Consider the following 24,461-nt stretch of genomic DNA (forward strand, 5'->3'; position numbering starts at 1 on the left):
GCTTACCCCTTTCAACCCTACCTCCCACCCTGATAAGTTTCGACCTGCTGGCGAGGCTAACAGGTCGTTCGCCCAGCCATAAAGCAATAGCGTTGGCGGAGCCTCTTTACAATGTCGGTCTTTATTCACAAGCACAATGAAGTAGATCCCCTCTTTATTGCAGGCTCGGAAATTGAAAGCACCCTCAATACGACCGCAACACTTAATATAGACATCCTATTACTAGGAGAAACCGGCACCGGCAAAGATACCTTGGCGCAGCGGGTACATCGATTGTCTGGCCGCCGTGGAAACCTGGTCGCCGTTAACTGTGCAGCCATCCCGGAAACTCTCGCCGAAGGCCAATTATTCGGGGTCAATAGTGGCGCCTATACCGGTGCAGTGCAGTCGAGGGCAGGCTTTATCGAAGCCGCACACCTGGGTACGTTGTACCTGGATGAAATCGACAGCATGCCGCTGCCCCTGCAGGCCAAACTGCTTCGAGTCTTGGAGTCGCGCGGTGTCGAGCGCTTGGGGTCGACCCGGTTCATCCCAGTGGACATGCGCGTCATCGCGTCCGCTCAGCAATCGCTGCATGACATGGTCGAACAAGGCACCTTTCGACGTGATCTTTACTTTCGCCTGAATGTCGTGAGCATCAACCTTGTGCCACTGCGTAACCGGCAAGAGCAAATCATTCCGCTGTTTATGGATATGGTGCGACAAGAAGCGCAATACTTCGACTGCCCCGCGCCTACACCAACCGATACGTTACTCCAACAATTGCTCTGCCACCGCTGGCTGGGTAATGTCCGCGAATTACGTTCGGCAGCCAAACGCTTTGTGTTGGGCATGCGGCCCCTCGATTCGCCGGTAAAAGATGCTCGGTTCATGCCGTTGAAAGAGCGCCTGCAGCAAATCGAAAAGTCATTGATCGAGGAGTCGTTGAAACGTCATGCGGACTGCGTGGAGCGTGTCGCCGCAGAACTGGGCGTTGCCAAGCGAACACTGTATTACCGTTTGAAGCATTTGAATATATTGACCTAGGCATCCACCTAAACTCGACGACAACATCTTTAGAAACACTTCAGAAACACTTTAGAAATATAATTCTGGAACGTTTTCTACCTCTTCGACCACTCAATTGATGAGCCTAGGCTCTAAAGATTTTAGGCATGCTATATGTCTATTATTTAGGCACTAACCATATTGAAAGCAGGTAATTAATATGACTATTGACACTATTACCGGATACAACAGTAATAATATTTACACAAACGGATACGGAAGCGGAAACGATGTCAGCGGCGCATTCGGCGAAATGGACAGCGACACCGCGGCGGTGCTTCAACAACAAAATCTGCGCAAGAAAAATGCGCAGAACTACCACCAAACCGTAGAAGGCATGAAGCTCGACTTCTCCACCAAACTTATGACGCAGATTGGCTCCGCAAGGGCTTAAGCATAAAACGACTTGTCTCCTCAGTTCATTGATGGAGGAGGCAAGTCCCCACCGATATACTTGGAGTGTCAAATGCTTTCGAAAACCGAGTGGGTCTCACAGCCTCAAACTCTTGTACAAAGAAACGACATGGCAACGCCTGCCGACTCCACGCTCGACAGCCATTTTTTTGCCTCGGCGTTGATGAACGATAGCGGTCCAAAGCCCTCGGCTCCGGCCATTAGCGCTCACTATCTGGCGGAGCAATCCACTGCCCTCAAGAGCAAGTCAGACCTGGTATCCAGAGGGTTGAAAGACTTCGCCAGCGGCAAGCACTCCCTAAAGGCAGCACAAGTGCCCCTGGCGTTGGTTGAAAGCAAGGAACTCCTGTCAGTGTCAGTGAAAGTCATCAAACACGGTATTGCGATGGTGGAAAAAACCACCAATCTGCAATAGGAAACCTATGCGCAGCCGTCTCATCACTTGTTTACTGTTAACGCTGGCACTCCTCCTTGCCGGCTGTAGTGAACGCATCGAACTTCACCGCCAACTGTCCGAGCAGGAAGCCAACGATGTCATTGCCGAGCTGGCGGATAAACAAATCCGCGCCCAAAAGACATTGGAAAAGGACGGTGTGGTCGTTCGGGTGAAAACCAGCGACATCGCCCGCGCGGTACGCACGCTGGAGGCTGCGGGGCTGCCCAAAACCGCGCGTTCCACGCTGGGAGAGATTTTCCGCAAGGAGGGTGTCATCTCCACCCCCCTGGAGGAACGGGCCCGTTACATCTACGCGTTATCACAGGAACTGGAGGCCACGTTATCCAACATCGACGGGGTCATCGTCGCGAGGGTGCATGTCGTGTTACCCGAACGCGTGGCCCCGGGCGAACCCGTTCAACCTGCATCGGCCTCGGTCTTTATCAAGCATGACCCGCGCCTGGACCCCGATAACATCAGGCCACGTGTGCGCAGAATGGTCGCCAGCAGCATCCCAGGCATGACTACCACGGTGGACAACCCAGAAAAACTCACCGTCACCTTCGTACCTGCAACCGCCTATGTCGAACAGGAACGCCTGACCTATTTCGGGGCTTTCTTGGTACCCGAGAAAGATCTGACGTTTTGGCAGACAGCGCTGGCAGCACTGCTGATTGCGTTGGCGCTATCGGCCGCAGGGCTGGCATTCTGGCTTCGGAAAAAACTACGCCCGGAAATGGCACAGGTCAATGACCCACCAAGCACCGCACTCCATGAATGAGCTGTACCAATGGGCACGCTGGTGGACATCTCCCTGGAGCCATTCGCAACAGGACTGGTGGCCCTTCGACCTGGACTCACCTGCCGCCAAGACACTGTGCCGAAGCCGGCATGAACGCATAGGTGTCGCAATGGGCATTACCCCGTGCCTGCCGATTCACCCCTCCCCAGCCCTGTTGCACTTGGTGCTGGCACCGACCGCGCAACGGGAACTGATGCTGGCGCTGGTCGAGGGCATTTACCATCCACAGCACGACAGCGCCTTGAGCACGGATCAACGCGAATGGTGCGCGCGTCTGTCCATGGCGCTCCCCCCCGCGTCCCACAAACCCAGCGTAGACCCTCTGTATTACCTGCGTAGCTGGGTTGACCCAGCCATCTGGCAGCGCCTGCGGCTCAGCTTCTCCCGCCAGCGGGTGCAACAACTCGAGAGCGCACTTCAGATGCCAGCCGCCAGCAAGCTCGACACTGTCTGGCAAGCCGTGATCTGGCGTGCCAGCGCCCTGGCCAACAATGTCACCCTACCCGCGGAGAACCTCAATCATGCTCTGCCGACGCAAGATTGAATTATTGACGTCTTCTGCAAGCCTGTCGCAGCCCGTGATCTCAAGGGAACTGCTCGCCGACAACCAGCGCGCAGAGCATGTGCTCGACAACGCCCAGGCGCAGGCCGAGACGCTGCTGCAGCAGGCGCAAGAGCAGAGCGCGCAAATACTCAAGCAGGCGCACGAAGAGTTCTGGCAACGTGCCAACCACCAACTGCAGCGGTGGGAAGCCGAACGACAGACAATCGGCGACCAGTGTGAAAGATTCGCCACCACCATCACCCAACAAGCGCTAAGCAGCTTGCTGGAGATGACCCCTCCCGCAGAGCGCATCAGTGCCTTGCTCAACAAGTTGCTGGACCCACTGATCCCCCGCCCCAACGCCGCGCTGGCCTGCCACCCCGCTGATCAAGCACACGTGGAGCAGTGGCTGCATATCAACACCGAGGTACGCTGGAGCCTGCGTCTGGACGACGCCCTCCCGCCCCAGACACTCATCCTGGAAACAGAAGAAGGCAGTTTCCACGTTGAATGGCAGCGCGCCGTCGAGAGCTTGTTTCTGCTGGACCCGCAGCCGCCGCGCAAGTAGGAAATGCCCGGACATTGCCACTGCATGATCGGCGCCTGGAACCGTTACCAAATTTGAACCACACACAGGGGCACGTCACTGGAGGATGCCCCTATGAACTTTGATTACCGGCAGCACCAACGGCAGTACCGAGAGCTGGACACCGTCAGAAAACAAATGGATCAGATAAGAAAAACGCCCGACGAGGAACTGGATAGCGAAACATTCGCGGCGTTGTTGAATCAGGCGCTGGACATAAAGATGAGTGCGAACCAGCTTCTGACTACCACTCAGGCCCTGACCAACTACCGGGCCGATCAGGGAAAAATCGTCTTCGATGGTATTCCCTGAGTATCGGTTGAATACAGGACGTGGGCACTCGCGAATCGAGGCCCCCTCCCTGCCAACACGCTGTAGTCCTCGTTCACCCCGCAACCTCCGCTCCCGCCAAATACAGAGACTTCCCATGAATAACAAGACTGACAAGCCTGACTGCTTGCGCAACGTTTCGCCCAATCACACGCAAAAACGCCGCTGTTGGCCTGGTCTGATCGTACTGCCTTGGCTGCTGAGCGCTTCACACAGTAGCTTCGCTGCCGTCCCTCCCGAATGGAAAAACACGGCCTACGCCTACGAGGCCGAGCACAAACCGCTGCGCGAGGTGCTCGAAGACTTCGCACAGACCTTTGGTACCCAACTGCAAGTCGAAGGCCTGCTGGAAGGCATCGTCAACGGCAAGATACGCGCAAACACCCCACAATCGATGCTCGACAGGCTGGGCGTGGAACACCGCTTCCAGTGGTATCTGTACAACAACACGCTCTATATCAGCACCTTGGACCAGCAAGAGTCGACGCGACTGGAGGTTTCCTCCGAGACCATCGCCGACCTCAAGCAGGCACTGACTGATATCGGCTTGCTCGACAGCCGGTTCGGTTGGGGCGAGTTGCCCGAGGAAGGCGTCGTACTGGTTTCCGGCCCGCGGCGGTACATCGAGCAGATCAAGCAATTCAGCAGCCAGCGTCGCTCGCCGGACGAGAAGCAAAATGTGTTGAGCTACCCGTTGAAGTTCGCTAACGCGGCGGATCGTTTGGTGGATTATCGCGGAGAGAAGCTGAAAATCCCCGGGGTGGCCAGCATTTTGCGAGGGCTGCTGGAGCCACGTCCCTCGTCGACGATCCCAGGCATGAACTCACGTCCCGCGGCTACCCAGCCCTCCCCTCTGGTGCCGAATGTTCCGCGCCTGGGAAACCCGCTGCTAGGCCAGATGCTCGGCACCAACACCGGGCAATTGGAAACGGGCGCGACGCTGACCCCTCGCGCGCCTGCGAGCAGCAGCCGCATCCGCGTCGAAGCCGACGTGCGCAACAACGCTGTGCTGATCTACGACTTACCCGAGCGCCAGGTCATGTACCGCGAGTTGATCACCCAACTCGACGTCGCACGCAAGCTGGTGGAAATCGATGCCATCATCCTCGACATCGAGCGCACGCAACTGCGTGAGTTCGGGGTCAACTGGGGCTTCCAGAACAGCCGCTTCAGCGCGGGCTTCACGAATTTCGCACCCGGTACCACTTCCCAGCTATCAATTGAAAACCGCGATCGCTTCTACGCCGACATCCGCGCGCTGGAGGCCAAGGGGCTGGCAACCATGGTCTCCAACCCTTCCGTACTGACCCTGGAAAACCAGCCTGCGGTCATCGACTTCAACCGCACCCAGTACCTCACGCCCGGCCGCGACAACGTAACGATCATGCCGATCGTCGTTGGCACCAGCTTTCGTGTCATACCGCGGGTCATCACCAGCCGCGGCAGCCATCAAGTGCATTTGGCGATCGATATCGAGGACGGTAATTTCGGTGCGCCCAACCCCGTGAACGGCAACCCCAGTACCAGCCAGGGCAAGGTCAGCACCCAGGCGGTCATGGCGGAAAAACGCTCCTTGGTGGTCGGTGGCTTCCATGTCACCGAAAGCACAGACAAGCAAAACAAGGTGCCGCTGCTGGGGGATATTCCACTGCTGGGCAAGGCGCTGTTCTCCTCCACCGAACGGCAGAACAACCGGCGTGAACGCCTGTTCATCCTGACCCCACGCGTGATCGGCGACCAGTCCGACCCGTCGCGCTACCTGCCGCAGGCCGACCAGGCAGAACTGCAGACCGCCCTCGCGCCGCTGGCCAGGCGCACGGCCCCTCACGCACCGGTGATCAAGCGCAGCGACATTATCAACACCTTGGCGCGCCTGGTCAGTGGCGAAGTGCCCAAGACGTTCAAGGCGGCCCCCATGCCACTGAGCCTGAACACCTTGTGCGATACCCGAAAATTACTTGAGCTAAACACCGAACGCAGCCAGTGGTATGCGGGCCCGGAATACAACGTGGCCGTCGTGGTGCTGCGCAACACGTTCAACCGCAATGTGCGCATCGATGAGAAGGAGTGCAGCAATTCGCACACCCTGGCCGTCAGCGTCTGGCCACGTGCGTGGCTCAAGCCGGGTGAAGAAGCCGAGGTGTTTATCGCCATGCGCCCGGTGGTCAAGGATGAACATCTCGGTGTACCTCGCCCCTCATTGATCAGCCCAGCCCAGAAGGCCAAACCATGAAGCACAAAATGTTATACGCCTCCCTGATCGGCGCGGTGTTGCTTGTCGCCGGTTGCACCCCAACCTGCAAGGGCGACTCCTGCTCTCGCCCGCAATCGTCTCCGAACAAGCTGATCATCTGGTGGCCACCGCAGATGCGCGTCGAACCCGGCCCGGCGGGAGAACGTGCGGACTATCAAACGGTGTCGCTGGAGCGATGACTGCCCCCGAGCTGCCTGCTGCTCAACGCTGTTCAAGCTCAGGCAGCTCGAGGGTTTCACGCTTGGCTTCATCATCCAGCTCACGCAACGTGCGATAGATGATGGCTACGGCCTGCAAGGTTTCCCGAGGGATGCTGGCCCCCAGCTTTTGGGGGTAGAGGGTGCGGGCCAGCCATACGCACTGAATCACCGGAACCTCTGCGGCCTTCGCCCGCGCGATCAACTGGCGAGCATCGGCGTCCGTACCTTTGTCCACCAATAGAGGCAGTGGGGTTTTTCCAGGGCGGTAATACAAGGCCACGGCAAAGTGCGTCGGGTTGACCACCAGCATGTCGGCCTCCTCCAGCTTGGGCAGCTTGACCTTGGGCTCCTCCTGGGACAACTGGAAGGCGAGCGAGCGCCGTTGCCCTTTCACGTGGGGGTCGCCTTCCATGTCCTTGTATTCCTTGAGCACCTCCACCTGGGTCATGCGCATGCGCTTGGCAAAGAAGTGTTTTTGCATGGAAAAATCGATCAGCGCCAACACCAGCAGCAACCCCAGACAAGCGTGCAGCAAGTGGCGGAACAACGTGATCAACGCGAGGAGGTAACTTTGCAGGTCGCTATTGGCCAGGTTAATCAATGCACCCAGCGACGGCATGATCACCATGTACAACGCCAGGCCCAGCAGCAACGCTTTGGCGATACTCATCAACAGGTTGATCAACGACTGTGCGGAGAACATCTGCTTGAGTTGATTGAGCGGATTGAGGCGATTGAAATCGAGTTTCAGGACCTCCGGTGCAAACAGCAACCCGATTTGCATCCAACTGCTGATCAGCTTCATCGCAATCGCCACCCCGGCCATCAACAGGGCGAACGAAAAAAACAGCGCCAGCCCCTCGAACAACACTTCTTCCAGTGCTCGCATGAAGGGTTGGTTCATGCGCGACATCGGCAGCACTATCAACTGCTGGAAACGTTGCATACTGGTCTCGGCCGTCATCAGCGCGATCTCGCTGATGGCCGTCAACACCATCAACTTGCCCACATCCTGGCTTTGGGAGACCTGGCCTTTCTTACGCTGGTCCCGCAGTTTTTTGGCCGACGCGGGGTGCTTCTTTTCGCCTGAGTCACTCATGCTGAACCGACCTTGAACAGCAGCGCCAGTGAATGCTTGAGATCACCGAGCAGGCCCATGCGACCGACAATCAAGTCCTGTAACAACGCAAAATACAACAGCAGAATGCCGAGCCCCGCGAGGCATTTGAGCGGCGGCGCCAGCGTGCTTACCTGCAACTGCTGACTGTAAACCCCCAGCAACGCAATACCGAATTCCAGCAACAACAGCACCGCAATGAAAGGCGCGGCGTAGAGCATCATGTGCATGAAGGTGTCGCCGAGCAGATCCACAAACACCCCCATCCCGTTGGCCGACGGCAACGGGAACCAGACCGTGGGCGGCCATATCCGATAACTGTCCCAGATCACCTGGGTCAGTGCCCCCAAGCCGACGCTGACCATCAACAGAAATATCGCCAGTTGCTTGAACATGTGCCCGCAGGGTGTCGCGTCCGGCCCCAGCGACGGGTTGAGCTGCCCACCGGCCAGGGCGCCGCGCTGGTTGTCCAGCAACGCCCCCACCGACTCGAACATCCAGAACGGCATCGACAGCAACACCCCCAGCAGAAGCCCGAGGATGACCTCCTTGAGGACCAACCCGCCAAGCATCAGCATCGAATAGTCCTGGCCCGCCAACAGCGCATGGATGCCCGGTGCCGGCAGCAAGGCCAGCACCATCACGATGGCATGCCGGGGCATACCGCGAATATGTTGAAAACAGAATGCCGCCACCAATATGGCGCACGGATAGATCCGCGCCATGGCGATGACCAGGCTCGGTAGATACTCCACATACGGCAGCACAGGCCAGACCTCAGTTCAGGGCCGAACGGCCGATCATTTCAAAGGTCAGGTTGATCAACTGGATCAACTCAACACCGATCCAGCGGCCGGTAAGGATCAGCGTGATCCCCACCGCCACCAGCTTGATGCCAAAGGGCAGCGTCTGATCCTGAACCTGCATCAGCGCCTGCACCAGCGAGGTCATCACCCCTACCACCACGGCCACGATCAACGGCGGCGCCGACAACACCACCACCAGCAACATGCCCTGCTTGAACAGCACGATAGGTTCCATAAGCGACTCAGAGATAAGAAAGGAACAGGCTGTCGAGCAACCGTGACCAGCCGGAGACCAGCACGAACAGGAGCAATTTGAGCGGTAGGGAAATGGTCATCGGCGAGACCATCTGCATGCCCAGCGCCAAGAGCAGGTTGGAGACGATCAGGTCGATCACGATAAACGGGATGTAGATCAGAAAGCCGATCTCGAACCCGGCCTGCAACTGCGACAACACGAACGCCGGGACCAGCAGGATCAGGTCTTCACGCTGGACCTCCCGGGCCATTTGGGCAGGCCACAGGCGCGCCGTATTTTCCAGCAGATGGGTCAGCACATCCGGGTCAACATTGCGCAGCATGAATGTACGCAGCGGTTGGATGGCCTCCTGGCCGGTCTGCAGCATGCTTTGCACACTGCTGAGGTCCAGCGGCGAAACCTTGACCACCTCCGCTATCTGGTAGCCGACAGGCGCCATGATAAACAGCGTCGCCGCAGGATCAGGCGTGTGGTGGCAATCGACAGCGCCAGGCGGAACATGGTGGTCAGCAACAAAATCGACGGAAACGACGAAAACGCCAACGGCCCCGGTAGGTACAGGGCCAGTACGATCAACAGGCACGAGATGCAGATGTTTACCGCAATGAGGATGTCCGCCAGCCAAGTGGGCAGTGGCACGATAAAGATAAACACAATGGCCATGACCACCACGGCGCCCAGCACTTCGGCGCGCTGCGCAACCTTGAGCAGCAGCCCATTGATGCTCGACAGCGCAGTCACAGACCCCTCCTCTGAGCAACCGGGCCCCCAGGCCCCCGCTCGACCCGGGCAAACTCATCCATCACCAACAAAAAGTTGTGCAGCGCGTCTCGGCGCGTCTGGCCGTCCAGCCAAATACCCAGGGGTATCTGTTGAATCACTGGGTACAGCGCATTGAGGGAGATCAGTTGGCAAGGCCGGCCAGCGGCCAACAGATCATCCGCCAGGCGCTGCACTTCAGAGGCCGCAACGCCCGTACCGGCATAGCCCAGCAGGCGCTGCAACAGGCTCACCGCATCCTGCTCAAGGTTCAGGCGCCGGATCAACGATTCGCAGTTGGACAACACGCCGCTCAGCTGTGAGCAGCTTTGCAGCCCCCGCAGCAACGAGCGCAACAAGGCGGTAGGCACCGACGGCACGTGAGCCGCGATGTCGTCCGACAAGGCGCCCCGCATGACCTTCAGGCCTTGCGAAAACCGTTCGGCACCGTACACGCGCAACAGCTCTTTCATCATCGTCGCCAGGGACTGACGAGTGACCACGCTGGCGTAATAGAGATCGCGCACCGCCTGGCGTTCTTGCGGGTCGGCACCCGCGGCCTGCAAGGTCATGGCGATGTTCAGGCCGGCCTGGATTTCCCTTTTAAAGCGAATATTGAGCCTGGCAAGGGCATCCTGGGCCAACCTTGCCTCGTCTTTGTCCCTTGCGGCCTGCGCCTGGGCCATTACCTGGTGGAGCACCACAAACGTTCGCGCTGGATCGTTGCCGGTGATTTCCAGCAGCGTGTCGATACTTGGCTCGCGCATCAGATAGTGCCGCACCATGCGGGTGATCGCGGCAAGCTTCGCCTGAGCCGGGTGGCCCAACTGGTCGTAAAGCTGCGCCAGTTGCTCGATAGGCATGACGCTCTCACCCACCGCCTGGCGCCTCGGCACGTTGTTAAACATCAGGTCCTGATTGAAGGCAAGCTCATCGACACCCGGACTCCTCGTCTGCGCCTGGGCGGCATCGACGTTGGGCAGATCCTGTTGCAGGACTTTTTGTACATCGCTGGGCGATTCAACTTTCATGGACAGATCAGGATTGGAAGAGTGTTTCCCTATGTGGCAAACCGTCTCCAAACAGTTCCATCAAAATCATCGACGCAGGCTTTTTGAAAAAGCCTGCACAACACCATCAAGGATATTTGCAAACTCTTGCGCAAATACACCTCGCATAAAGATATATATCCTTATAAATCATATATTTATGTAGTTTTTTAGTTTGGCACAGCCAGTGCTAAAGGGGTTCTCGTCGAAACCATTTCGGCAGCGTCTACCCTGAGGAAAAACAACATGAATATCCCAATTGAAGCTCTGGCTCACCTCGTTGGCAGCTCGCCTCAATTCATGCTCCAACTGACAGACGACCAGCAAAAGAAACTTCGGCGCTTCATTCACAAGCGTGTGCTCAACCCGGAAGATGCAGACGATCTTCTGCAACTGACCTACCTGGAAGCCTGGCGCAACCGCGAGCGCTTCAGCGGCAACGCCACCCTCAGTACCTGGATGTGCGGCATTGCGCAAAACCTGATCCGCAATCACTTCAGGCGCCTGTACGCCAAGCCCGTGCATTGCGAGTTTGATGAGGCGCTCTGGCATGGACACGAAGACAATCACAACCTGGATTGGGAATTTGAGATCAACCGTCGCCTGGAGAAAACCTTGAGCGCCATCGACCGCCTGCCGGCCGAGATGCGCAAGACGCTGTACGCGTCACTGGAAACCGACGGCAGCTACCAGGACACCGCCGACGTGCTGGATATTCCGATCGGCACAGTACGCTCACGCCTGTCGCGCGCCCGCGAACAACTCAAGCGTGTCACCCACAGCCCGATGCCCCGGTAAGCCAGACCCCGCGTTGGGCAGCAGGGATATCTGCCCAACCGAGTCGCACACCGGAAAATCGACGCAAAGCCCATGGGGGAACACCGACAGTGGCACGCCACTCGTCGCCGTTTCAGCCGATTTTGCTTAAACAGTTGAAAGCGCAGATAAAAATTCAAAATAAATACTTGACGCATTAGCGTTCTGAGCGAATAATGCGCGCCACTTGGCTACATAGCTCAGTTGGTTAGAGCATAGCATTCATAATGCTGGGGTCCGGGGTTCAAGTCCCTGTGTAGCCACCAAGTACTAAAAACGGCTTACCGAAAGGTAGGCCGTTTTTTTATGCCTGCAAGAAAGTGCAGCGCACATGCGCGCAAAAAAAACCGCCATCTGTACGGCGACGCTCCCCTGGCCCACTGCTAGTGTCCAACCTCCCCACACGGAGAGCATCCCCGATGAAACTGGATATCTACCAAGTCGACGCGTTCAGCTCCCACGTCTTCGGCGGTAATCCCGCAGCGGTCTGCCCACTGACCGAATGGCTGCCCAACGAACAACTGCATAACATCGCCGCCGAGAACAACCTCTCGGAGACCGCGTTTTTTGTACCGCGCGGCGAGGTCTATGAGTTGCGCTGGTTTACCCCGCAAGTCGAAGTGGACCTGTGCGGCCATGCCACGTTGGCCGCCGCCTGGGTGTTGATCCACAAACTGGCCGGTGCACCTGAGGTGCTGCGCTTTGCCACGCGCAGCGGCGAGCTTCGCGTGACGCGCAACGGCGACGAGCTGGCGATGGACTTTCCGGCCAAGCAGCCCCAGCCGTGCAAGCCTCCAGCAGGGATGTTGAGCGCGCTAGGCATCGAACACGCCGAGGTGTTCAGCACCGATGACTACATCGTGCTGGTGGACGATGAAGCCCAGGTCGCCGCACTGACCCCGGATTTCGCCAGCCTCAAGGGCTTGCCCAAACGCGGCATCGCGGTGACCGCCAAAAGCGCACGGTTCGACTTTATCTCGCGCTGGTTCGGACCGAACGTGGGCGTCAATGAAGACCCGGTCACCGGCTCCGCCCATACGTCGCTGACGCCGTTCTGGGCCGAACGCCTGGGCAAGCCGGTGTTGACCGCCGAGCAAGGCGGTACACGCCGTGGCCAGTTGCGCTGCGAACTCAAGGGCGACCGCGTGATCATCTCCGGCAGCGCAGTGCTTTACCTGCAAGGCACGATTTACCTGTAAAAAGCACTACCCCAAGGACAACAGATCATTCTCAAAATGAACGGAGTTCAACGCGTGCTTTCGATTTCCCGCCGGCAGTTGTCGGTCATGGTGGCAACCCTCGCCCTGGCGGCCTGCCATACCCCGATCACCGATCAACCACCGGCACCGGAGCTGGGCTCGGGCTACCGTACCGACCTCGCCACCCGCCATGCCGAGCGTCATATGGCAGCGGCCGCCAACCCACTGGCCGCCGAAGCCGGGCGCCAGATGTTGCGCCAGGGCGGTTCGGCAATTGATGCGGCGATTGCGATGCAAGCCGTGTTGACCTTGGTGGAACCGCAGTCGTCGGGCATCGGCGGCGGTGCGTTCATCATGCTGTGGGATGGCAAGAACGTGCGCGCCTACGACGGCCGCGAAACCGCACCGGCCGGGGCGAGGGAGCGTTTGTTCCTGCGCCCCGACGGTACGCCGATGGGGTTTGCCGAGGCGCAGATCGGCGGACGTTCGGTCGGCACGCCGGGGGTGCTGCGTGCGCTGGAACGGGCACACAAAGACAGCGGGCATTTGCCCTGGGCCACGCTGTTCGAACCGGCGATCCGCCTGTCGGAACAGGGTTTCGCGATTTCCCCGCGCCTGCACGCGCTGATTGCCGCCGACCGTTATATCCCCCAGTCCCCCGACATGGCGGCTTACTTCTTGAATGCCGATGGCACGCCAAAGGCCACCGGCACACGCTTGAAAAATCCGGCGCTGGCCGCCGTACTCAAACGCATCGCCAACGAAGGGCCAGACGCGTTGTATCACGGGCCGATTGCCGCTGAAATTGCCCGCAAGGTGCAAGGCCATCGCAACGCGGGAAGCCTGTCCCAAGCTGACCTCAAGGGCTACTCCGCCAAGGAACGTACGCCGCTGTGTACCGACTACAAACAGTGGAGAGTCTGCGGCATGCCGCCACCGTCGTCGGGCGGGATTGCCATCGCGCAAATCCTGGGCACGCTGCAAGCCCTGGAAAGCCGCGACCCGCCACTGGCAATCGCATCGATGAAACCGCTGAAGAGCGCTTCCCCCGCTGGCCTGGAACCTGTGCCTGAAGCCGTGCACCTGCTCGCCGAAGCGGGCCGCCTGGCCTTCGCCGATCGCGGGCTGTACGTGGCCGATGCGGATTTCGTCCCCGTGCCGGTCGCCGGTCTCGTCGCCCCGGACTACCTGGCCAGGCGCGCCGCGCTGATCGGTGAGCGCAGCATGGGCATCGCCAAGCCGGGCCAGCCTGCGGGCATCCAGGTGGCGTACGCACCGGACCGCTCGCCATTGCGTATTTCCACGTCGCAAGTGGTGGCGGTGGATGACCGCGGCGGCGCCGTGTCGATGACCACCACCGTCGAGGCGGCGTTCGGTTCGCACCTGATGGTCCAGGGCTTTTTGCTCAACAACCAGATGACCGATTTCTCGTTCATCCCCGAAGAACACGGCCAGCCAGTCGCCAACCGCGTCGAACCAGGCAAACGCCCGCGCTCGGCGATGGCCCCGACGTTGGTGTTCGACCGCAACAGCGGCGAGTTGCTGGCCACGATGGGTTCACCGGGCGGCTCGCAGATCATCGAGTACGTGAGCAAGTCCCTGGTGGCCATGCTCGACTGGAAACTCGACCCACAAGCCGCCATCAACCTGCCCAACTTCGGCAGTCGCAACGGCGCCACCGAGTTGGAAGCCGGCTTGTTCAGCCCGGCGTTGAAACAGGCGTTGAAGGACAAAGATCACGCGCTGAATGAAATCGACATGACCAGCGGCATCCAGGCCATCGTGCGCACGCGGGATGCCCAGGGCAAGGTGTCATTGAGCGGCGGCGCCGACCCGCGGCGTGAAGGCCAAGCCCTGGGCGACTGAACATTCAATCGACGGAGAGCACCCCATGCAGCAAGCAGACAATCTCGGCGCCCTCCCCGGCGTCGATCACGGTTTTTGTACGATCAACGACCCACTGCGCCCGGATGACGTGTTCATCTGCAAGCAGGTGCACAGTGCAACGGTGATTGAGTGGGAGGCGGATCAGCAGAGCAACACGGTTCCGGCCGACGGGGTGTTCACCGGCGAGCGGCAACCGATCGCGGTGATCACCGCCGACTGCCTGCCGATTCTCATCGCCGCAAAAAACGCCGCAAGCGTGGCGGCGGTGCATGGCGGCTGGAAGGGGCTGCAAGCGGGAATCATCGCCAATGCCGTGCAGCGCTTTGCCGAGGAAGGGATTGCCGCCGAGCAGTTGCTGGTGGCAATCGGGCCGTCGATCAAACCGTGCTGCTATGAAGTGAGCGAAGGGTTTATCGGGCAGCTCCAGGCAGATCAGGGACACCTGTGGCCGGACACTCCGGCGCCGTGGAGCGTTGTGCAACCTGCGCCGCTGCTGCCAGCGCAAATTGCGCCGCCCCAGGCGCAACAAACGGGCAGCGCCTGGTTCGACCTCAGCGGGTACGGCGTGATGCTGTTGCAAGCAGCGGGCATTCGGCGCGAGCAGATCGAAGTCAGCGCAGTGTGCACCTACTGCACCTCGCCAGCGTTTGCCAGCTATCGGCGCAGGACGCACCACCCGGACGAGCCCAAGACCCTGCTGTATTCGTGGATTGCTCGTAGAGCGATCACCGACTGATCTTCAACCCCCTGCGCCCCACATGCCGCTCCAACGCCAACTCAATCAACCGGCTCACCAACTCGCTGTAACTCATCCCCGTCGCCTGCCACAGCTTGGGGTACATGCTGATGCGGGTGAAGCCGGGCAGTGAGTTGATTTCGTTGATCAGCACTTCGCCGTCGTCGGTCAGGAACACGTCGACGCGCGCCAGGCCGGAGCAGCCCAAGACTTCAAATGCCTCCAGGGCCAGGCGGCGAATGCGTTCGCTGGCCTCGGCGCTGATCGCCGCCGGCACTACGACCTGAGCGGCCTGGGCGTCAATGTATTTGCTGTCGTAGGAATAGAAACCACTGTTCACCACGATTTCACCGCAACCGCTGGCGATGGGATCGTCGTTGCCCAGCACGGCGCATTCGATTTCGCGCCCCCGCACCGCAGACTCCACCAACACTTTTTCATCAAAACCCAACGCCAGCTCAACGGCGGCGTAGTACTCGGCTGCGTCAGCGACTTTGCTCACGCCGACCGACGAGCCCTGGTTGGCCGGCTTGACGAACATCGGCAGGCCAAGCTTGCCCACGGCCGCTTCAAAGCTTGTGCGGGCCGCGTTACGCCGGGTCAGGGTGATGAACGGTGTGACGGCAATCCCGGCATCGCGCAGCAGGCGTTTGCTGATGTCCTTGTCCATGCACACCGCCGAACCGAGCACGTCGGAGCCGACGAAAGGCAGGTCGGCCATACGCAGCAAGCCTTGCAGGCAGCCGTCTTCACCCAGGCTGCCGTGGACGATCGGGAATATCACATCGACATGAGCCAGCAGACCGCCGCCGGAGGTTTCCACCAGTTGTTGGCTGGCTTTGCCTGGCACCACCGCCAGCTCGCGGTTGGACTGGTTGAGCGCGATCAGCGCTGGGTCTTCCCCGTTGATCAGGAAGTTCGAGGTGTCGTTGAGGTGCCAGTGACCGGCCTTGTCGATGCCGATCAGCACCGGCTCGAAGCGCGTGCGGTCGAGGGCATCGACGATATTGCGCGCCGACTGCAGCGAGACCTCGTGCTCGGTCGAACGCCCACCAAAAATAATCCCTACACGCAGCTTGCTCATGACTCGGCCTCACGGTTGAAAGTAAGGCTTCTTACCACGGGCCGTCAGCGATTCGCTACCAGGTGTGCGCCGAACAACAGGTAGCAACTGCCGGCAAAACGGTCCAGCCACCTGCGCGAACGGCTGTACAGGTTGGCCATACGCTGGCTGGAAAACACCAGGGCGACGCAGGAATACCAACTGAAGGACAAGGTAGCCATGGTCATCACCGCCAGGGTCAATAGCATCGGCGACGGCGAAGGTGGCATGGTGGAAGCGAAAATGGTGGCGACAAACAGCGCGGCCTTGGGATTGGACAGGTTACCCAGCAAACCCAGGCGCCACGCGCAGAACAACGAGCGCCGCGGCTCATCCGCCAGCAAGCTCTGCGCCATGGTCGGCGCCGAGCGCTTGAACAGTTTCAGCCCAAGGTAGATGAGGTAGCAACCGCCGATAATCTTGAAGGCCAGGTACAGCATCGGAGCGGCAGTAAACAGCGACTTGATCCCCAGGCCACCGGCCAGCCCCCACATGATGGTGCCCGTGGCCACACCGGCCGATGCCACCACGCCATGGCGGCGCGAGCAACTGGCGGCCAACTGCGCGGCATTGAAGAAGTTGGGGCCTGGTGTCACCACGGCCACGGTCCACAACAGCGCCAGAGAGACCAGCGGTGCCGCATAGGCGGGGTTGAAAAAGTCCATGGGAGGCAACTCCATCTGCGCAGGGTGCGAACGGCGATCATAGACCTCGCCGTTACCCTGCACAATCGTACAAGACCTCGGCAGACAGGGAGCGCAGACTCGGCTAACGTGTTTCCACCTCAATTTGTGACAAGCCACCATGGGCAATCCAATTTCTCCTCTCGACTGGATGCACCGCGCCCCGCACGCCAGCGGCATGGACCGTATCGAGGCGTACTTTGCCGGCTTCGCGTTCGACCCGCATCGCCATGACACTTACGCCATCGGCCGTACGTTGTTCGGCGTGCAGAGCTTTCACTATCGCGGCTGTATGACCCACAGCCTGCCCGGCACGACCATGGTGATTCATCCTGACGAAACCCACGACGGCCGCGCCAGCAGCGAGGAGGGCTTCAAGTACCGGATGATTTACGTGGAGCCGGCGCTGATCCAGCAGATCCTCGGCGGCAAGCCGTTGCCATTCATTCCCTTTGGCCATACCACCGACCCGCGCCTGTTCCGCGCCAGCGAAGTACTGCTGCAAAGCCTGGACTGCCCGATTGATCCGCTGCAGGAACAGGACGCGATGTATGACCTGGCGCAAGCCCTGAGCGAGGCGTCCGGGGTGATCACCAGCCGCAAGAGCTTCGACTACGTCGCCGCCGAACGCGCGCGGGAATTCATCCACAGCGCCCTGGGCCGCAGCATCACCCTGGATGAAATGGCCGAGCACGTCGGGCGTGACCGCTGGGCGTTGTCGCGGGATTTTCGCTTGTTGTTCGGCACCAGCCCCTACCGTTACCTGACCATGCGCCGCCTGGACCTGGTACGCAGCCTGCTGGCACAGGGACAATCGCTGGTGAATGCGGCGATGACTGCCGGGTTCACCGACCAAAGCCATATGACCCGGCAATTTCGCAGCACCTACGGCATGCCGCCGTCGCGCTGGGTGAAGATGCTCGGGCGCTGAAAAAACCTGATTTGCAATGCCATCAATGTGGGGCTGGCTTGCCTGCGATGGCCGAGTGTCAGTCACTGCACATGTCGGCTGACCGGCCGCTATCGCAGGCAAGTCAGCGCCCACATTGGTCTTCAAGTTGTTTCCAGAATTGAGCTCGGCTCAATGCTGCGATCCTTCAACCCCAATGCCACCACCGCGCCCACCAACGCAATCCCCGCACTCCACCACAACGCCCGCTCGATCCCGCCGACATTGGCCACCGACACCAACACCGCCAGCCCCAGCGCCCCACCAATCTGCTGGCTGGTGGACGCCATCCCCGCCGCCACGCCCTGCTCGCCCGGCCGGATGCCCAACCCCGCCGCCACCCACATCGCCGTCCACGTCATGCCCTGGCCGATGCTCAAGATGAAAATCCCCGGCAGCAGCGACCAGAATCCCACGCCAGTCGGTAATGCCCAGCACACCAGCGCAATCCCCACAGCCCCCGCCAATTGCCCGCTGACCAGCGTATTACGCAAGCCAATCCTGGCCAACGCACGCTCCGCCAACCCGATGCCGAACGTGCACACCAAGGTCGCCGGCAGAAACGCCAAGCCCGTCTGCAACACGCTGTAGCCATAGACCTGCTGGTAATACAGCGCGAGGAAGTAGTACTGCACGCCGAAGCTGCTCATGAACACCGCTGTCAGCACCATCGCCATGCGCAGTTCGCGGTAGGCCAGCAGCCGCAGCGGCATCAGCGGGTCGCGGCCGCGATGTTCGATCCAGGCGAACATCGCCAGCAACGCCATGGCCAGGGCCAGGCAACCGAGGGTCGGCGGCGCCGTCCAGCCCCACTCCGGGCCTTGCACCAGGGCGAACACCAGCAAGGTGCCGCCGACAGTCACGGTCAGCGCGCCGCTGATGTCAAAATTGCGCCCGCGCGCCCGTTCGCCATCGGCGGGAATCCAATAGCGCGCCGCCCACGCACACCCGCCGGCCAGCGGCACGTTCACCAGGAACACCGCTTCCCAGCCCCACACCTGGGTCAGCACGCCGCCGAGCAATGCGCCGAGCGCCAGGCCCGCCGCCGACGCCGCGCTCCACACCGCAAACGCACGATTACGCGCAGGCCCTTCGGCGTAGTGGGTATTGATCAGCGCCAGGGTCGCCGGGAACAACAACGCCCCGCCCACACCCTGCACCGCCCGCGCCAGCACCAGCAACACCGCGCTGCCACCGAGCACCGCCGCCAGGGAGGCCAGCGCATACAGCGACTGCCCGACCCGGTACAAGCGGCGCTTGCCGAGCAAATCCGTGGCCCGGCCACCCAGCAACAAAAAGCCGCCGAATGCCACGCTGTAGGCACTCACCACCCACTGCAATTGCTGGGCGGAAAAATCCAGGTGCGCACCGATCTGCGGCAACGCGACAAACACGATGGTGGCATCGAGGGCGATGATCAGTTGAGCAGTGGCCAGCAGCATCAGCATCCAGCCGCAGGGTTGAGAGGGAGACATCACAGCGTCCTGTCCGAAAATGAAGTGCGGCCAGTGTGTTTTATGCGCAATAGATGATAAATAGCGCTACCTCTCTTTCAGTAATGACTTTAATCATGGATCTGAACGCTGTCCGCCTGTTGGTCCGCGTGGCCGAAACCCGCAGTTTCACCCGTGCGGCCGCGGACCTGGGGCTGACTCAGTCCGGGCTGTCGCGCGCCATCTCGCGCCTGGAAAACGAGCTGGGCGTACGCCTGCTGCAACGCAACACCCGCAGCGTCAGCCTGACGCCCGACGGGCAGATGCTCTACGAACGCAGCGCGCCGTTGCTGGCGGAATTGGCCGAAGCCGAAAAGCTGATGCTCGACCGCCGTGGCAGCCCCTCCGGCCTGCTGAAGATCAGCACGCCGTCGCTGTTCGGGCGCAAGGTGGTGATGCCGGTCATTGGCGAGTTGACCCTGCGCTACCCCGAGTTACGCATCGAAGCGGTCATGACCGACCGCCTGGTGGACATCGTCGACGAAGGCTTCGACGCCTTGCTGCGCACCGGCGAGATCCAGGACCAACGCCTGATCGCCCGCGCCCTGGCGCCGCTGCGCTGGGTCACGGTGGCCGCCCCCGCGTACCTCGCCCGCTTCGGCACACCGCAACGCGTCGAGGACCTCAAGCACCACCACTGCCTGACCGTACGCAACCTGCGCAGCGGGCGCATGGTGGACTGGCAGTTCATGCTCGATGGCAAGGTGCAGGACGTGAACGTCGAAGGGCGGCTGATCTTTGACATTGGCGACGCGTTGGTGGACGGCGCCGTGGGCGGTTTTGGCATCGCCCAGGTGATGGATTTTGCCGTACGCGACGACCTGGCCGACGGCCGCCTGGTGCCGATCCTGGAGGACTTCGCCGGGCGCAGCCGGGCCATCTCGCTGGTGTATCCGCCGTCCCGCCAGTATTCGCCGAAGTTGGTGGCGTTTGCCGAGGCGCTGGCAAACGCGCGCTGGTAAGGCTTAAAGCTGGCGCCCGATAATCGGTGCGCCGATGCTCAGGAAGTTGCCGCCGGCAATGTGATGCAAGGTACGCAACGAATCCTGGCCGTCGAAGTGCCAGTGGCCGTCGCTGAACACCCGCGTATCGGCATACGCCGCAACCACTTCGCCAAGGAACAAATCGTAGGTGTCCTGGTTGTGCGGTTCAGGCAGCAGGCGGCATTCCAGCCAGGCGACACAACCTTCCAGCAACGGCGCCTCGGTATGTTCACCGCTGAACACCTGTAGGCCATAGGTAGCGAATTTGTCTGTCTCGGTGCCAGTCGTGTTACCAACGGTCTGTACGAGATCGGCCTGGGCCACGCACGGCACTTGCAGCACGAAGGTGCCACTGGCCTCCAGCAACTGGCGGGTCCAGGTGGACTTATCCAGCACCACGGCGACTTTCGGCGGTTCGAAATCCAACGGCATCGCCCAGGCGGCAGCCATGATGTTGCGCTGGCCGTTATGCGCCGCGCTGACCAGCACAGTCGGCCCGTGGTTGAGCAAGCGGTAGGCCTTGGACAGCGGAACGGGGCGACGGTGGATCGGGCTCATGAAAGGTCGGCTCTTCAAACGAGAAAAAACCTACGATACCTCAAGCATGAACCCGACGGGTCAGTTGGTCAGCTGGTTGGCGAACTGGCCCACCGCACTGACGACCTTCTGCGCGCCGTCCTGGATCTCGACGATCACCGTGCCCGCTTCAGCCGCCAGGGCCAGGCCTTGCTCGGCTTGCAGGCGACCGTCGGTCATCAGCGCCACCGCGTCGCGGGCCATGTCCTGGTTCTGACGGACCACCCCGACGATTTCCTCGGTGGCCTTGCTGGTGCGTGACGCCAATTGCCGCACTTCATCGGCCACCACCGCAAACCCACGGCCTTGCTCACCGGCACGCGCGGCTTCGATGGCCGCGTTGAGCGCCAGCAGGTTGGTCTGCTCGGCAATGCCACTGATGGTCTTGACGATACTGCCGATCACTTGGGACTGGGCATTCAGCGCCTCGATGCCTTCGCCGGCCTGTTGCATGTGCGTGGCCAGGTCACGCATCACGTCCACTGCCTGGGTCACGACCCTGGTGCCACGCTGGGCGCTTTCATCGGTATGCAGCGAGGTGCCGTAGGCGATGTTGGCCGCGTCGGACACCGCTTGCTCACGGTTGACCTGATCGGTGATCACCGTGGCGAACTTGACCACTTTGTACAAGCGATCGGTGGCGTCCATCACCGGGTTGTAGGTCGCCTCCAGCCACACCACGCGGCCATGGCTGTCGATCCGCTTGAAGCGCGCTGCCACAAACTCACCGTTGTTCAGGCGCTTCCAGAAGTTCTGGTACTCGGCACTGTTGTATTCCTCCGGTTCGCAGAACATGCGGTGATGCTTGCCCTTGATCTGCGCCAGGCTGTAACCCATGCCGCCCAGGAAGCGATCATTCGCGGTGAGCACATGGCCACTGAGGTCGAACTCGATCACCGCCGTGGAACGCACCAACGCGGCAATCAGGTTTTCATGCTCGCGCGACGCCTCGATGGTGCGCGTGAGGTCGCTGGAATAAATCGAAAAATGCTTGATGCGCCCGTCCGAACCGCGCACCGGTTGCACGATCGAGCGCAGCCAGGCTTCCTCGCCATTGCCGCGCATCAAGCGCACGGTGCCGGCGTAGTGTTCGCCACGCGTCAGGGCGTTGTTGAAGCGCTGCTGGAACTCGTCCCGGCGCACATGGGCCGGCACCAGCTCTTCAACAGGGCGCCCCAACAACTGCGTGCTCTGGTAACCCAACTCTTGCAGGAAGTTGCTATTGGCCCATTCAATACGACCTGCGGCGTCCAGCGTCAGGCACAGCATCTCGCTTTCCAGGCTCTCCTTGACCTGCTCCAAGCTGGACAGTTCTTCGCGAAGAGCGGACAGCTCCTGCTTCAGGCGGGTGTTGAACATGGGGCACCAATGGTCAATGGGAGAGAAAGATCTGACCTGCATCGGCCCTGCCGGCGTTTTCTTAATAGGCCTTTAGCCCCGGGCCCAACTATATTTTTGCTCCCCTCAGCCGCCATTGCTGCGGCACGCGCCCATCACTTGATACTCAAGCGTCGTCAGCTTGCCGCTGGAGTCTTCATAGGTCATGCGCGACGGCACCGGGCGGCAGCCGCTGATCGGCGGCGTCACGCTGACCACCTTGGCAATATCCAGTGGCATGCCGTAGCGATACACCTGCACCTGGGGCGCGGGCTTGCCATTGCGCGCGGCGTAATCGGCCATGGCCTTTTCATTGCGCTCCATCATCAAGGCAAAGGTCCGGTCGCCGCCGCCTTCGGCTAAAGCACCGAACGACAAGACTGCCGCCAATACACCCAGGCCAAGTTTATAAAAGTTCATCACAAGTTCCTCGCTCAAAGTTGAGTGCCCAGAGTAACGAGCGAACCCTGACGCGACGTTCACCAGAACATTACTTATTTGTTAGGTAACCGTGAGATTCCAAAATTGTAATGTGCGTGCCACTTCACTGTTATCTGTGATTTGCAACTATCAGCCCGGGCCAAATCAATAAGAACGCCCACCTCTATAAGAAGCTGATCACTGCCAATACCGAGGAGCGCAACATGCACAGTGCTTACTACACCCTTCCCTTTTCATTGATTGCGGCGCTGCCCCTGGCCGCCGTGGCCGTGGAAGACAAGCCCGAAGGTTTTATCGAAGGCAGCAGCGTGAACGTGCTGGCACGCAATTTCTACTTCAACCGCGATGACCGCAAGGGCCAGTCCAGCCCTACCGGCAATGGCTACTCCGAAGCCTGGGCGCAGGGGTTCATTGGCAAGTTCGAATCCGGCTTTACCCAGGGCACGCTCGGTTTTGGCCTGGACGCGTTTGCCATGTACGGCCTCAAGCTCGACTCGGGCACCGGCCGCAGCGGCGGCAAGGGCTCGTTTGGCGTGCTGCCGGTGGACAGCGGCAACCATCCAGAGTCCGACTACAGTAAATTCGGCGGCGCCGCAAAATTGCGCGTGCTGGACACCGTGATCAAGGCCGGTGACGTGTTCCCGCTCACGCCGGTGGTGGCGTACGGCGACTCGCGGCTGTTGCCGGAAAGCTTTCGTGGCGTGACCGCGCAAAACACCAGCCTGGAGGGCCTGAGCCTGCAAGGCGGACGCTTGAGCAGTATGAGCCAGCCCACCGAGAGCGGCATGGACAAAGGCTTTGCGACGTTCTATGCGGGCAAGGTCGACTCACCGTGGATCGGCTATTTCGGCGGTGATTACCAACTCAACAAACACCTGAGCCTGAGCCTGTACAGCAGCCGCTTGAAGGACGCCTGGGACCAGTACTACTTCGGCAGCGCCGCCAACTACCCGCTGAACGATGAGGTTTCGCTGTTCGGCGACTTCAACTATTACAAGGCGGTGGATGAGGGCAAGAAACGGCTGGGTGAGTTCGACAACACCATCTGGAGCGCCAGGCTCGGCGTGAAGATGGGCGCCCACAGCGTGGCCGTGTCGCACCAGCGCAACAACGGTGATGACGACTTCGATTACCTGCGCCAGTCGGACTCGATCTTCCTCAACAACTCGATCCAATACAGCGACTTCAACTCCCCCAAGGAGCGTTCGTGGATGGTGCGCTACGACCTGGACATGCAGCCGTTCGGCATTCCCGGCCTGTCGTTCATGACCCGCTACGGCAAAGGCACAGGCGCCGACTACAGCAACGCCAACGCGGTGTATATGCGCCGCGATGCAGCAGGCGACCCACTGACCGATCAGCGCCGCTGGGAGCGCGACATCGAAGCCAAATATGTGGTGCAAAGTGGCAACTTGAAAGACCTGTCGCTGCGCTTGCGCCAAGCCACGGTGCGTTCCAGTGCATTCGAGTCGGACCTGGAAGAAGTGCGCTTGATTGCCGAATACCCGCTGGCGATTCTCTGAATCATTACATTCGTTCGCGCTTGACTAACATCTGTTCACAACTAGCCAGTTATCAAAATTGTAATATTGGCCTCACCTTCTCGTTAAGTTGAACTT

26 protein-coding genes, 1 tRNA gene and 3 pseudogenes are annotated in these 24,461 nt (G+C 60.3%); 17 read left to right on the top strand and 13 right to left on the bottom strand.

Features of this window, described 5'->3' with window-relative positions; all coding sequences use genetic code 11:
• Positions 1-111 precede the first annotated feature (111 nt).
• The 9 genes from LIY36_RS18670 (at position 112) to hrpT (ending at position 6,592) form a co-directional block, all read left to right on the top strand.
• A complete protein-coding gene (locus tag LIY36_RS18670) occupies positions 112-1,026 on the top strand; it encodes a sigma 54-interacting transcriptional regulator (RefSeq protein ID WP_192297789.1) in 915 nt (304 codons plus the stop codon).
• A 181-nt stretch (positions 1,027-1,207) separates the two neighbouring features.
• The gene (locus LIY36_RS18675; RefSeq protein ID WP_226456551.1) at positions 1,208-1,441 is read left to right on the top strand and encodes a hypothetical protein; all 234 of its coding nucleotides are present in this window, start codon (positions 1,208-1,210) and stop codon (positions 1,439-1,441) included.
• 129 nt (positions 1,442-1,570) lie between these two features.
• The gene (locus LIY36_RS18680; RefSeq protein WP_226456552.1) at positions 1,571-1,876 is read left to right on the top strand and encodes a hypothetical protein; all 306 of its coding nucleotides are present in this window, start codon (positions 1,571-1,573) and stop codon (positions 1,874-1,876) included.
• Positions 1,877-1,883: 7 nt separating this feature from the next.
• Complete coding sequence (gene sctJ, locus LIY36_RS18685; protein ID WP_226456554.1) at positions 1,884-2,678, top strand: type III secretion system inner membrane ring lipoprotein SctJ; 795 nt, start codon at positions 1,884-1,886, stop codon at positions 2,676-2,678.
• A gap of 130 nt (positions 2,679-2,808) precedes the next feature.
• Positions 2,809-3,243, top strand: a complete 435-nt coding sequence (locus LIY36_RS18690) for a type III secretion protein (RefSeq protein ID WP_226456555.1) — start codon at positions 2,809-2,811, stop codon at positions 3,241-3,243.
• A gap of 4 nt (positions 3,244-3,247) precedes the next feature.
• Positions 3,248-3,811 carry a type III secretion system stator protein SctL gene (sctL, locus tag LIY36_RS18695; protein ID WP_192297793.1) on the top strand — a complete coding sequence of 188 codons (564 nt, stop codon included), beginning with the start codon at positions 3,248-3,250 and terminating at the stop codon, positions 3,809-3,811.
• A 93-nt stretch (positions 3,812-3,904) separates the two neighbouring features.
• Positions 3,905-4,141, top strand: a complete 237-nt coding sequence (locus LIY36_RS18700) for a hypothetical protein (protein ID WP_226456556.1) — start codon at positions 3,905-3,907, stop codon at positions 4,139-4,141.
• A 115-nt stretch (positions 4,142-4,256) separates the two neighbouring features.
• Positions 4,257-6,392, top strand: a complete 2,136-nt coding sequence (gene sctC / locus LIY36_RS18705) for a type III secretion system outer membrane ring subunit SctC (protein WP_226456558.1) — start codon at positions 4,257-4,259, stop codon at positions 6,390-6,392.
• Entirely contained in the window at positions 6,389-6,592 is a 204-nt protein-coding gene (gene hrpT / locus LIY36_RS18710; RefSeq protein WP_226456559.1) for an HrpT family type III secretion system protein, read from the top strand. Before sctC ends, hrpT begins: the two co-directional genes overlap by 4 nt.
• A gap of 22 nt (positions 6,593-6,614) precedes the next feature.
• Here the strand turns inward: hrpT and sctU are convergent, their stop codons facing one another.
• The 6 genes and pseudogenes from sctU to sctW form a co-directional block, all read right to left on the bottom strand.
• Positions 6,615-7,712 carry a type III secretion system export apparatus subunit SctU gene (gene sctU, locus LIY36_RS18715; RefSeq protein WP_226456561.1) on the bottom strand — a complete coding sequence of 366 codons (1,098 nt, stop codon included), beginning with the start codon at positions 7,710-7,712 and terminating at the stop codon, positions 6,615-6,617.
• Positions 7,709-8,497, bottom strand: coding sequence for a type III secretion system export apparatus subunit SctT (gene sctT, locus LIY36_RS18720; protein ID WP_226456562.1), 789 nt, complete (start codon positions 8,495-8,497; stop codon positions 7,709-7,711). Before sctT ends, sctU begins: the two co-directional genes overlap by 4 nt.
• A gap of 10 nt (positions 8,498-8,507) precedes the next feature.
• On the bottom strand, positions 8,508-8,771 hold the full coding sequence (gene sctS, locus LIY36_RS18725) for a type III secretion system export apparatus subunit SctS (RefSeq protein WP_192297799.1): 264 nt from the start codon (positions 8,769-8,771) through the stop codon (positions 8,508-8,510).
• A 7-nt stretch (positions 8,772-8,778) separates the two neighbouring features.
• Positions 8,779-9,249: pseudogene (locus LIY36_RS18730) on the bottom strand (EscR/YscR/HrcR family type III secretion system export apparatus protein); the annotation flags it as partial.
• A pseudogene (locus LIY36_RS18735) lies at positions 9,249-9,533 on the bottom strand (FHIPEP family type III secretion protein); the annotation flags it as partial. The pseudogenes LIY36_RS18730 and LIY36_RS18735, both read right to left, overlap by 1 nt.
• Positions 9,530-10,582: a type III secretion system gatekeeper subunit SctW gene (gene sctW / locus LIY36_RS18740; RefSeq protein WP_226456564.1), complete on the bottom strand. Its 1,053-nt coding sequence runs from the start codon at positions 10,580-10,582 to the stop codon at positions 9,530-9,532. The gene sctW and the pseudogene LIY36_RS18735, both read right to left, overlap by 4 nt.
• Positions 10,583-10,846: 264 nt before the next feature.
• On the opposite strand from sctW, the gene LIY36_RS18745 reads away from it, so the two are divergent.
• The 5 genes from LIY36_RS18745 to LIY36_RS18765 all read left to right on the top strand — a co-directional run bounded on the left by LIY36_RS18745 (position 10,847) and on the right by LIY36_RS18765 (position 15,238).
• Entirely contained in the window at positions 10,847-11,398 is a 552-nt protein-coding gene (locus tag LIY36_RS18745; RefSeq protein WP_226456565.1) for an RNA polymerase sigma factor, read from the top strand.
• Positions 11,399-11,605: 207 nt separating this feature from the next.
• Positions 11,606-11,682, top strand: a tRNA-Met gene (locus LIY36_RS18750).
• 153 nt (positions 11,683-11,835) lie between these two features.
• Positions 11,836-12,615, top strand: a complete 780-nt coding sequence (locus LIY36_RS18755; RefSeq protein ID WP_226456567.1) for a PhzF family phenazine biosynthesis protein — start codon at positions 11,836-11,838, stop codon at positions 12,613-12,615.
• A gap of 54 nt (positions 12,616-12,669) precedes the next feature.
• Entirely contained in the window at positions 12,670-14,481 is a 1,812-nt protein-coding gene (locus tag LIY36_RS18760) for a gamma-glutamyltransferase family protein (RefSeq protein ID WP_442962221.1), read from the top strand.
• A gap of 25 nt (positions 14,482-14,506) precedes the next feature.
• Entirely contained in the window at positions 14,507-15,238 is a 732-nt protein-coding gene (locus tag LIY36_RS18765) for a polyphenol oxidase family protein (RefSeq protein WP_226456569.1), read from the top strand.
• On the opposite strand, the gene ddlA is transcribed toward LIY36_RS18765, so the two are convergent.
• Both ddlA and LIY36_RS18775 read right to left on the bottom strand, forming a co-directional pair.
• Entirely contained in the window at positions 15,228-16,322 is a 1,095-nt protein-coding gene (ddlA, locus tag LIY36_RS18770; protein ID WP_226456570.1) for a D-alanine--D-alanine ligase, read from the bottom strand. The genes LIY36_RS18765 and ddlA overlap by 11 nt on opposite strands.
• Before the next feature lie 44 nt (positions 16,323-16,366).
• A complete protein-coding gene (locus LIY36_RS18775; RefSeq protein WP_226456571.1) occupies positions 16,367-17,005 on the bottom strand; it encodes a LysE family transporter in 639 nt (212 codons plus the stop codon).
• 139 nt (positions 17,006-17,144) lie between these two features.
• Between LIY36_RS18775 and LIY36_RS18780 the strand changes: the two genes are divergently transcribed.
• Positions 17,145-17,954 carry an AraC family transcriptional regulator gene (locus tag LIY36_RS18780; RefSeq protein ID WP_226456572.1) on the top strand — a complete coding sequence of 270 codons (810 nt, stop codon included), beginning with the start codon at positions 17,145-17,147 and terminating at the stop codon, positions 17,952-17,954.
• Positions 17,955-18,076: 122 nt separating this feature from the next.
• On the opposite strand, the gene LIY36_RS18785 is transcribed toward LIY36_RS18780, so the two are convergent.
• Entirely contained in the window at positions 18,077-19,420 is a 1,344-nt protein-coding gene (locus tag LIY36_RS18785; protein WP_226456594.1) for an MFS transporter, read from the bottom strand.
• Positions 19,421-19,542: 122 nt separating this feature from the next.
• Between LIY36_RS18785 and LIY36_RS18790 the strand changes: the two genes are divergently transcribed.
• Complete coding sequence (locus tag LIY36_RS18790) at positions 19,543-20,427, top strand: LysR family transcriptional regulator (protein WP_226456573.1); 885 nt, start codon at positions 19,543-19,545, stop codon at positions 20,425-20,427.
• 3 nt (positions 20,428-20,430) lie between these two features.
• On the opposite strand, the gene LIY36_RS18795 is transcribed toward LIY36_RS18790, so the two are convergent.
• The 4 genes and pseudogenes from LIY36_RS18795 to LIY36_RS18805 all read right to left on the bottom strand — a co-directional run bounded on the left by LIY36_RS18795 (position 20,431) and on the right by LIY36_RS18805 (position 22,821).
• Complete coding sequence (locus tag LIY36_RS18795; protein WP_226456574.1) at positions 20,431-21,006, bottom strand: flavin reductase family protein; 576 nt, start codon at positions 21,004-21,006, stop codon at positions 20,431-20,433.
• Between the two features lie 60 nt (positions 21,007-21,066).
• Positions 21,067-21,498: a methyl-accepting chemotaxis protein gene (locus LIY36_RS27895; RefSeq protein WP_412547865.1), complete on the bottom strand. Its 432-nt coding sequence runs from the start codon at positions 21,496-21,498 to the stop codon at positions 21,067-21,069.
• A 108-nt stretch (positions 21,499-21,606) separates the two neighbouring features.
• Positions 21,607-22,425, bottom strand: a pseudogene (locus LIY36_RS27900) (PAS domain-containing protein); the annotation flags it as partial.
• 63 nt (positions 22,426-22,488) lie between these two features.
• The gene (locus LIY36_RS18805; RefSeq protein WP_226456576.1) at positions 22,489-22,821 is read right to left on the bottom strand and encodes a DUF2790 domain-containing protein; all 333 of its coding nucleotides are present in this window, start codon (positions 22,819-22,821) and stop codon (positions 22,489-22,491) included.
• 224 nt (positions 22,822-23,045) lie between these two features.
• Between LIY36_RS18805 and LIY36_RS18810 the strand changes: the two genes are divergently transcribed.
• Positions 23,046-24,365, top strand: a complete 1,320-nt coding sequence (locus LIY36_RS18810) for an OprD family porin (protein ID WP_226456577.1) — start codon at positions 23,046-23,048, stop codon at positions 24,363-24,365.
• The last annotated feature ends 96 nt before the right edge of the window (positions 24,366-24,461 follow it).

This window comes from Pseudomonas sp. AF03-9, assembly GCF_020515815.1.
In the GTDB taxonomy this organism is placed as follows: domain Bacteria; phylum Pseudomonadota; class Gammaproteobacteria; order Pseudomonadales; family Pseudomonadaceae; genus Aquipseudomonas.

What these genes read in the sequence shown, in the direction of transcription:
- LIY36_RS18670 (WP_192297789.1), top strand. Translation starts at nt 112, where the DNA reads ATGTCGGTCTTTATTCACAAGCACAATGAAGTAGATCCCCTCTTTATT.
- LIY36_RS18675 (WP_226456551.1), top strand. Translation starts at nt 1,208, where the DNA reads ATGACTATTGACACTATTACCGGATACAACAGTAATAATATTTACACA.
- LIY36_RS18680 (WP_226456552.1), top strand. Translation starts at nt 1,571, where the DNA reads ATGGCAACGCCTGCCGACTCCACGCTCGACAGCCATTTTTTTGCCTCG.
- sctJ (WP_226456554.1), top strand. Translation starts at nt 1,884, where the DNA reads ATGCGCAGCCGTCTCATCACTTGTTTACTGTTAACGCTGGCACTCCTC.
- LIY36_RS18690 (WP_226456555.1), top strand. Translation starts at nt 2,809, where the DNA reads ATGGGCATTACCCCGTGCCTGCCGATTCACCCCTCCCCAGCCCTGTTG.
- LIY36_RS18700 (WP_226456556.1), top strand. Translation starts at nt 3,905, where the DNA reads ATGAACTTTGATTACCGGCAGCACCAACGGCAGTACCGAGAGCTGGAC.
- sctC (WP_226456558.1), top strand. Translation starts at nt 4,257, where the DNA reads ATGAATAACAAGACTGACAAGCCTGACTGCTTGCGCAACGTTTCGCCC.
- hrpT (WP_226456559.1), top strand. Translation starts at nt 6,389, where the DNA reads ATGAAGCACAAAATGTTATACGCCTCCCTGATCGGCGCGGTGTTGCTT.
- sctU (WP_226456561.1), bottom strand. Translation starts at nt 7,712, where the DNA reads ATGAGTGACTCAGGCGAAAAGAAGCACCCCGCGTCGGCCAAAAAACTG.
- sctS (WP_192297799.1), bottom strand. Translation starts at nt 8,771, where the DNA reads ATGGAACCTATCGTGCTGTTCAAGCAGGGCATGTTGCTGGTGGTGGTG.
- sctW (WP_226456564.1), bottom strand. Translation starts at nt 10,582, where the DNA reads ATGAAAGTTGAATCGCCCAGCGATGTACAAAAAGTCCTGCAACAGGAT.
- LIY36_RS18745 (WP_226456565.1), top strand. Translation starts at nt 10,847, where the DNA reads ATGAATATCCCAATTGAAGCTCTGGCTCACCTCGTTGGCAGCTCGCCT.
- LIY36_RS18755 (WP_226456567.1), top strand. Translation starts at nt 11,836, where the DNA reads ATGAAACTGGATATCTACCAAGTCGACGCGTTCAGCTCCCACGTCTTC.
- LIY36_RS18765 (WP_226456569.1), top strand. Translation starts at nt 14,507, where the DNA reads ATGCAGCAAGCAGACAATCTCGGCGCCCTCCCCGGCGTCGATCACGGT.
- ddlA (WP_226456570.1), bottom strand. Translation starts at nt 16,322, where the DNA reads ATGAGCAAGCTGCGTGTAGGGATTATTTTTGGTGGGCGTTCGACCGAG.
- LIY36_RS18775 (WP_226456571.1), bottom strand. Translation starts at nt 17,005, where the DNA reads ATGGACTTTTTCAACCCCGCCTATGCGGCACCGCTGGTCTCTCTGGCG.
- LIY36_RS18780 (WP_226456572.1), top strand. Translation starts at nt 17,145, where the DNA reads ATGGGCAATCCAATTTCTCCTCTCGACTGGATGCACCGCGCCCCGCAC.
- LIY36_RS18785 (WP_226456594.1), bottom strand. Translation starts at nt 19,420, where the DNA reads ATGCTGATGCTGCTGGCCACTGCTCAACTGATCATCGCCCTCGATGCC.
- LIY36_RS18790 (WP_226456573.1), top strand. Translation starts at nt 19,543, where the DNA reads ATGGATCTGAACGCTGTCCGCCTGTTGGTCCGCGTGGCCGAAACCCGC.
- LIY36_RS18795 (WP_226456574.1), bottom strand. Translation starts at nt 21,006, where the DNA reads ATGAGCCCGATCCACCGTCGCCCCGTTCCGCTGTCCAAGGCCTACCGC.
- LIY36_RS27895 (WP_412547865.1), bottom strand. Translation starts at nt 21,498, where the DNA reads ATGCGTGACCTGGCCACGCACATGCAACAGGCCGGCGAAGGCATCGAG.
- LIY36_RS18805 (WP_226456576.1), bottom strand. Translation starts at nt 22,821, where the DNA reads ATGAACTTTTATAAACTTGGCCTGGGTGTATTGGCGGCAGTCTTGTCG.
- LIY36_RS18810 (WP_226456577.1), top strand. Translation starts at nt 23,046, where the DNA reads ATGCACAGTGCTTACTACACCCTTCCCTTTTCATTGATTGCGGCGCTG.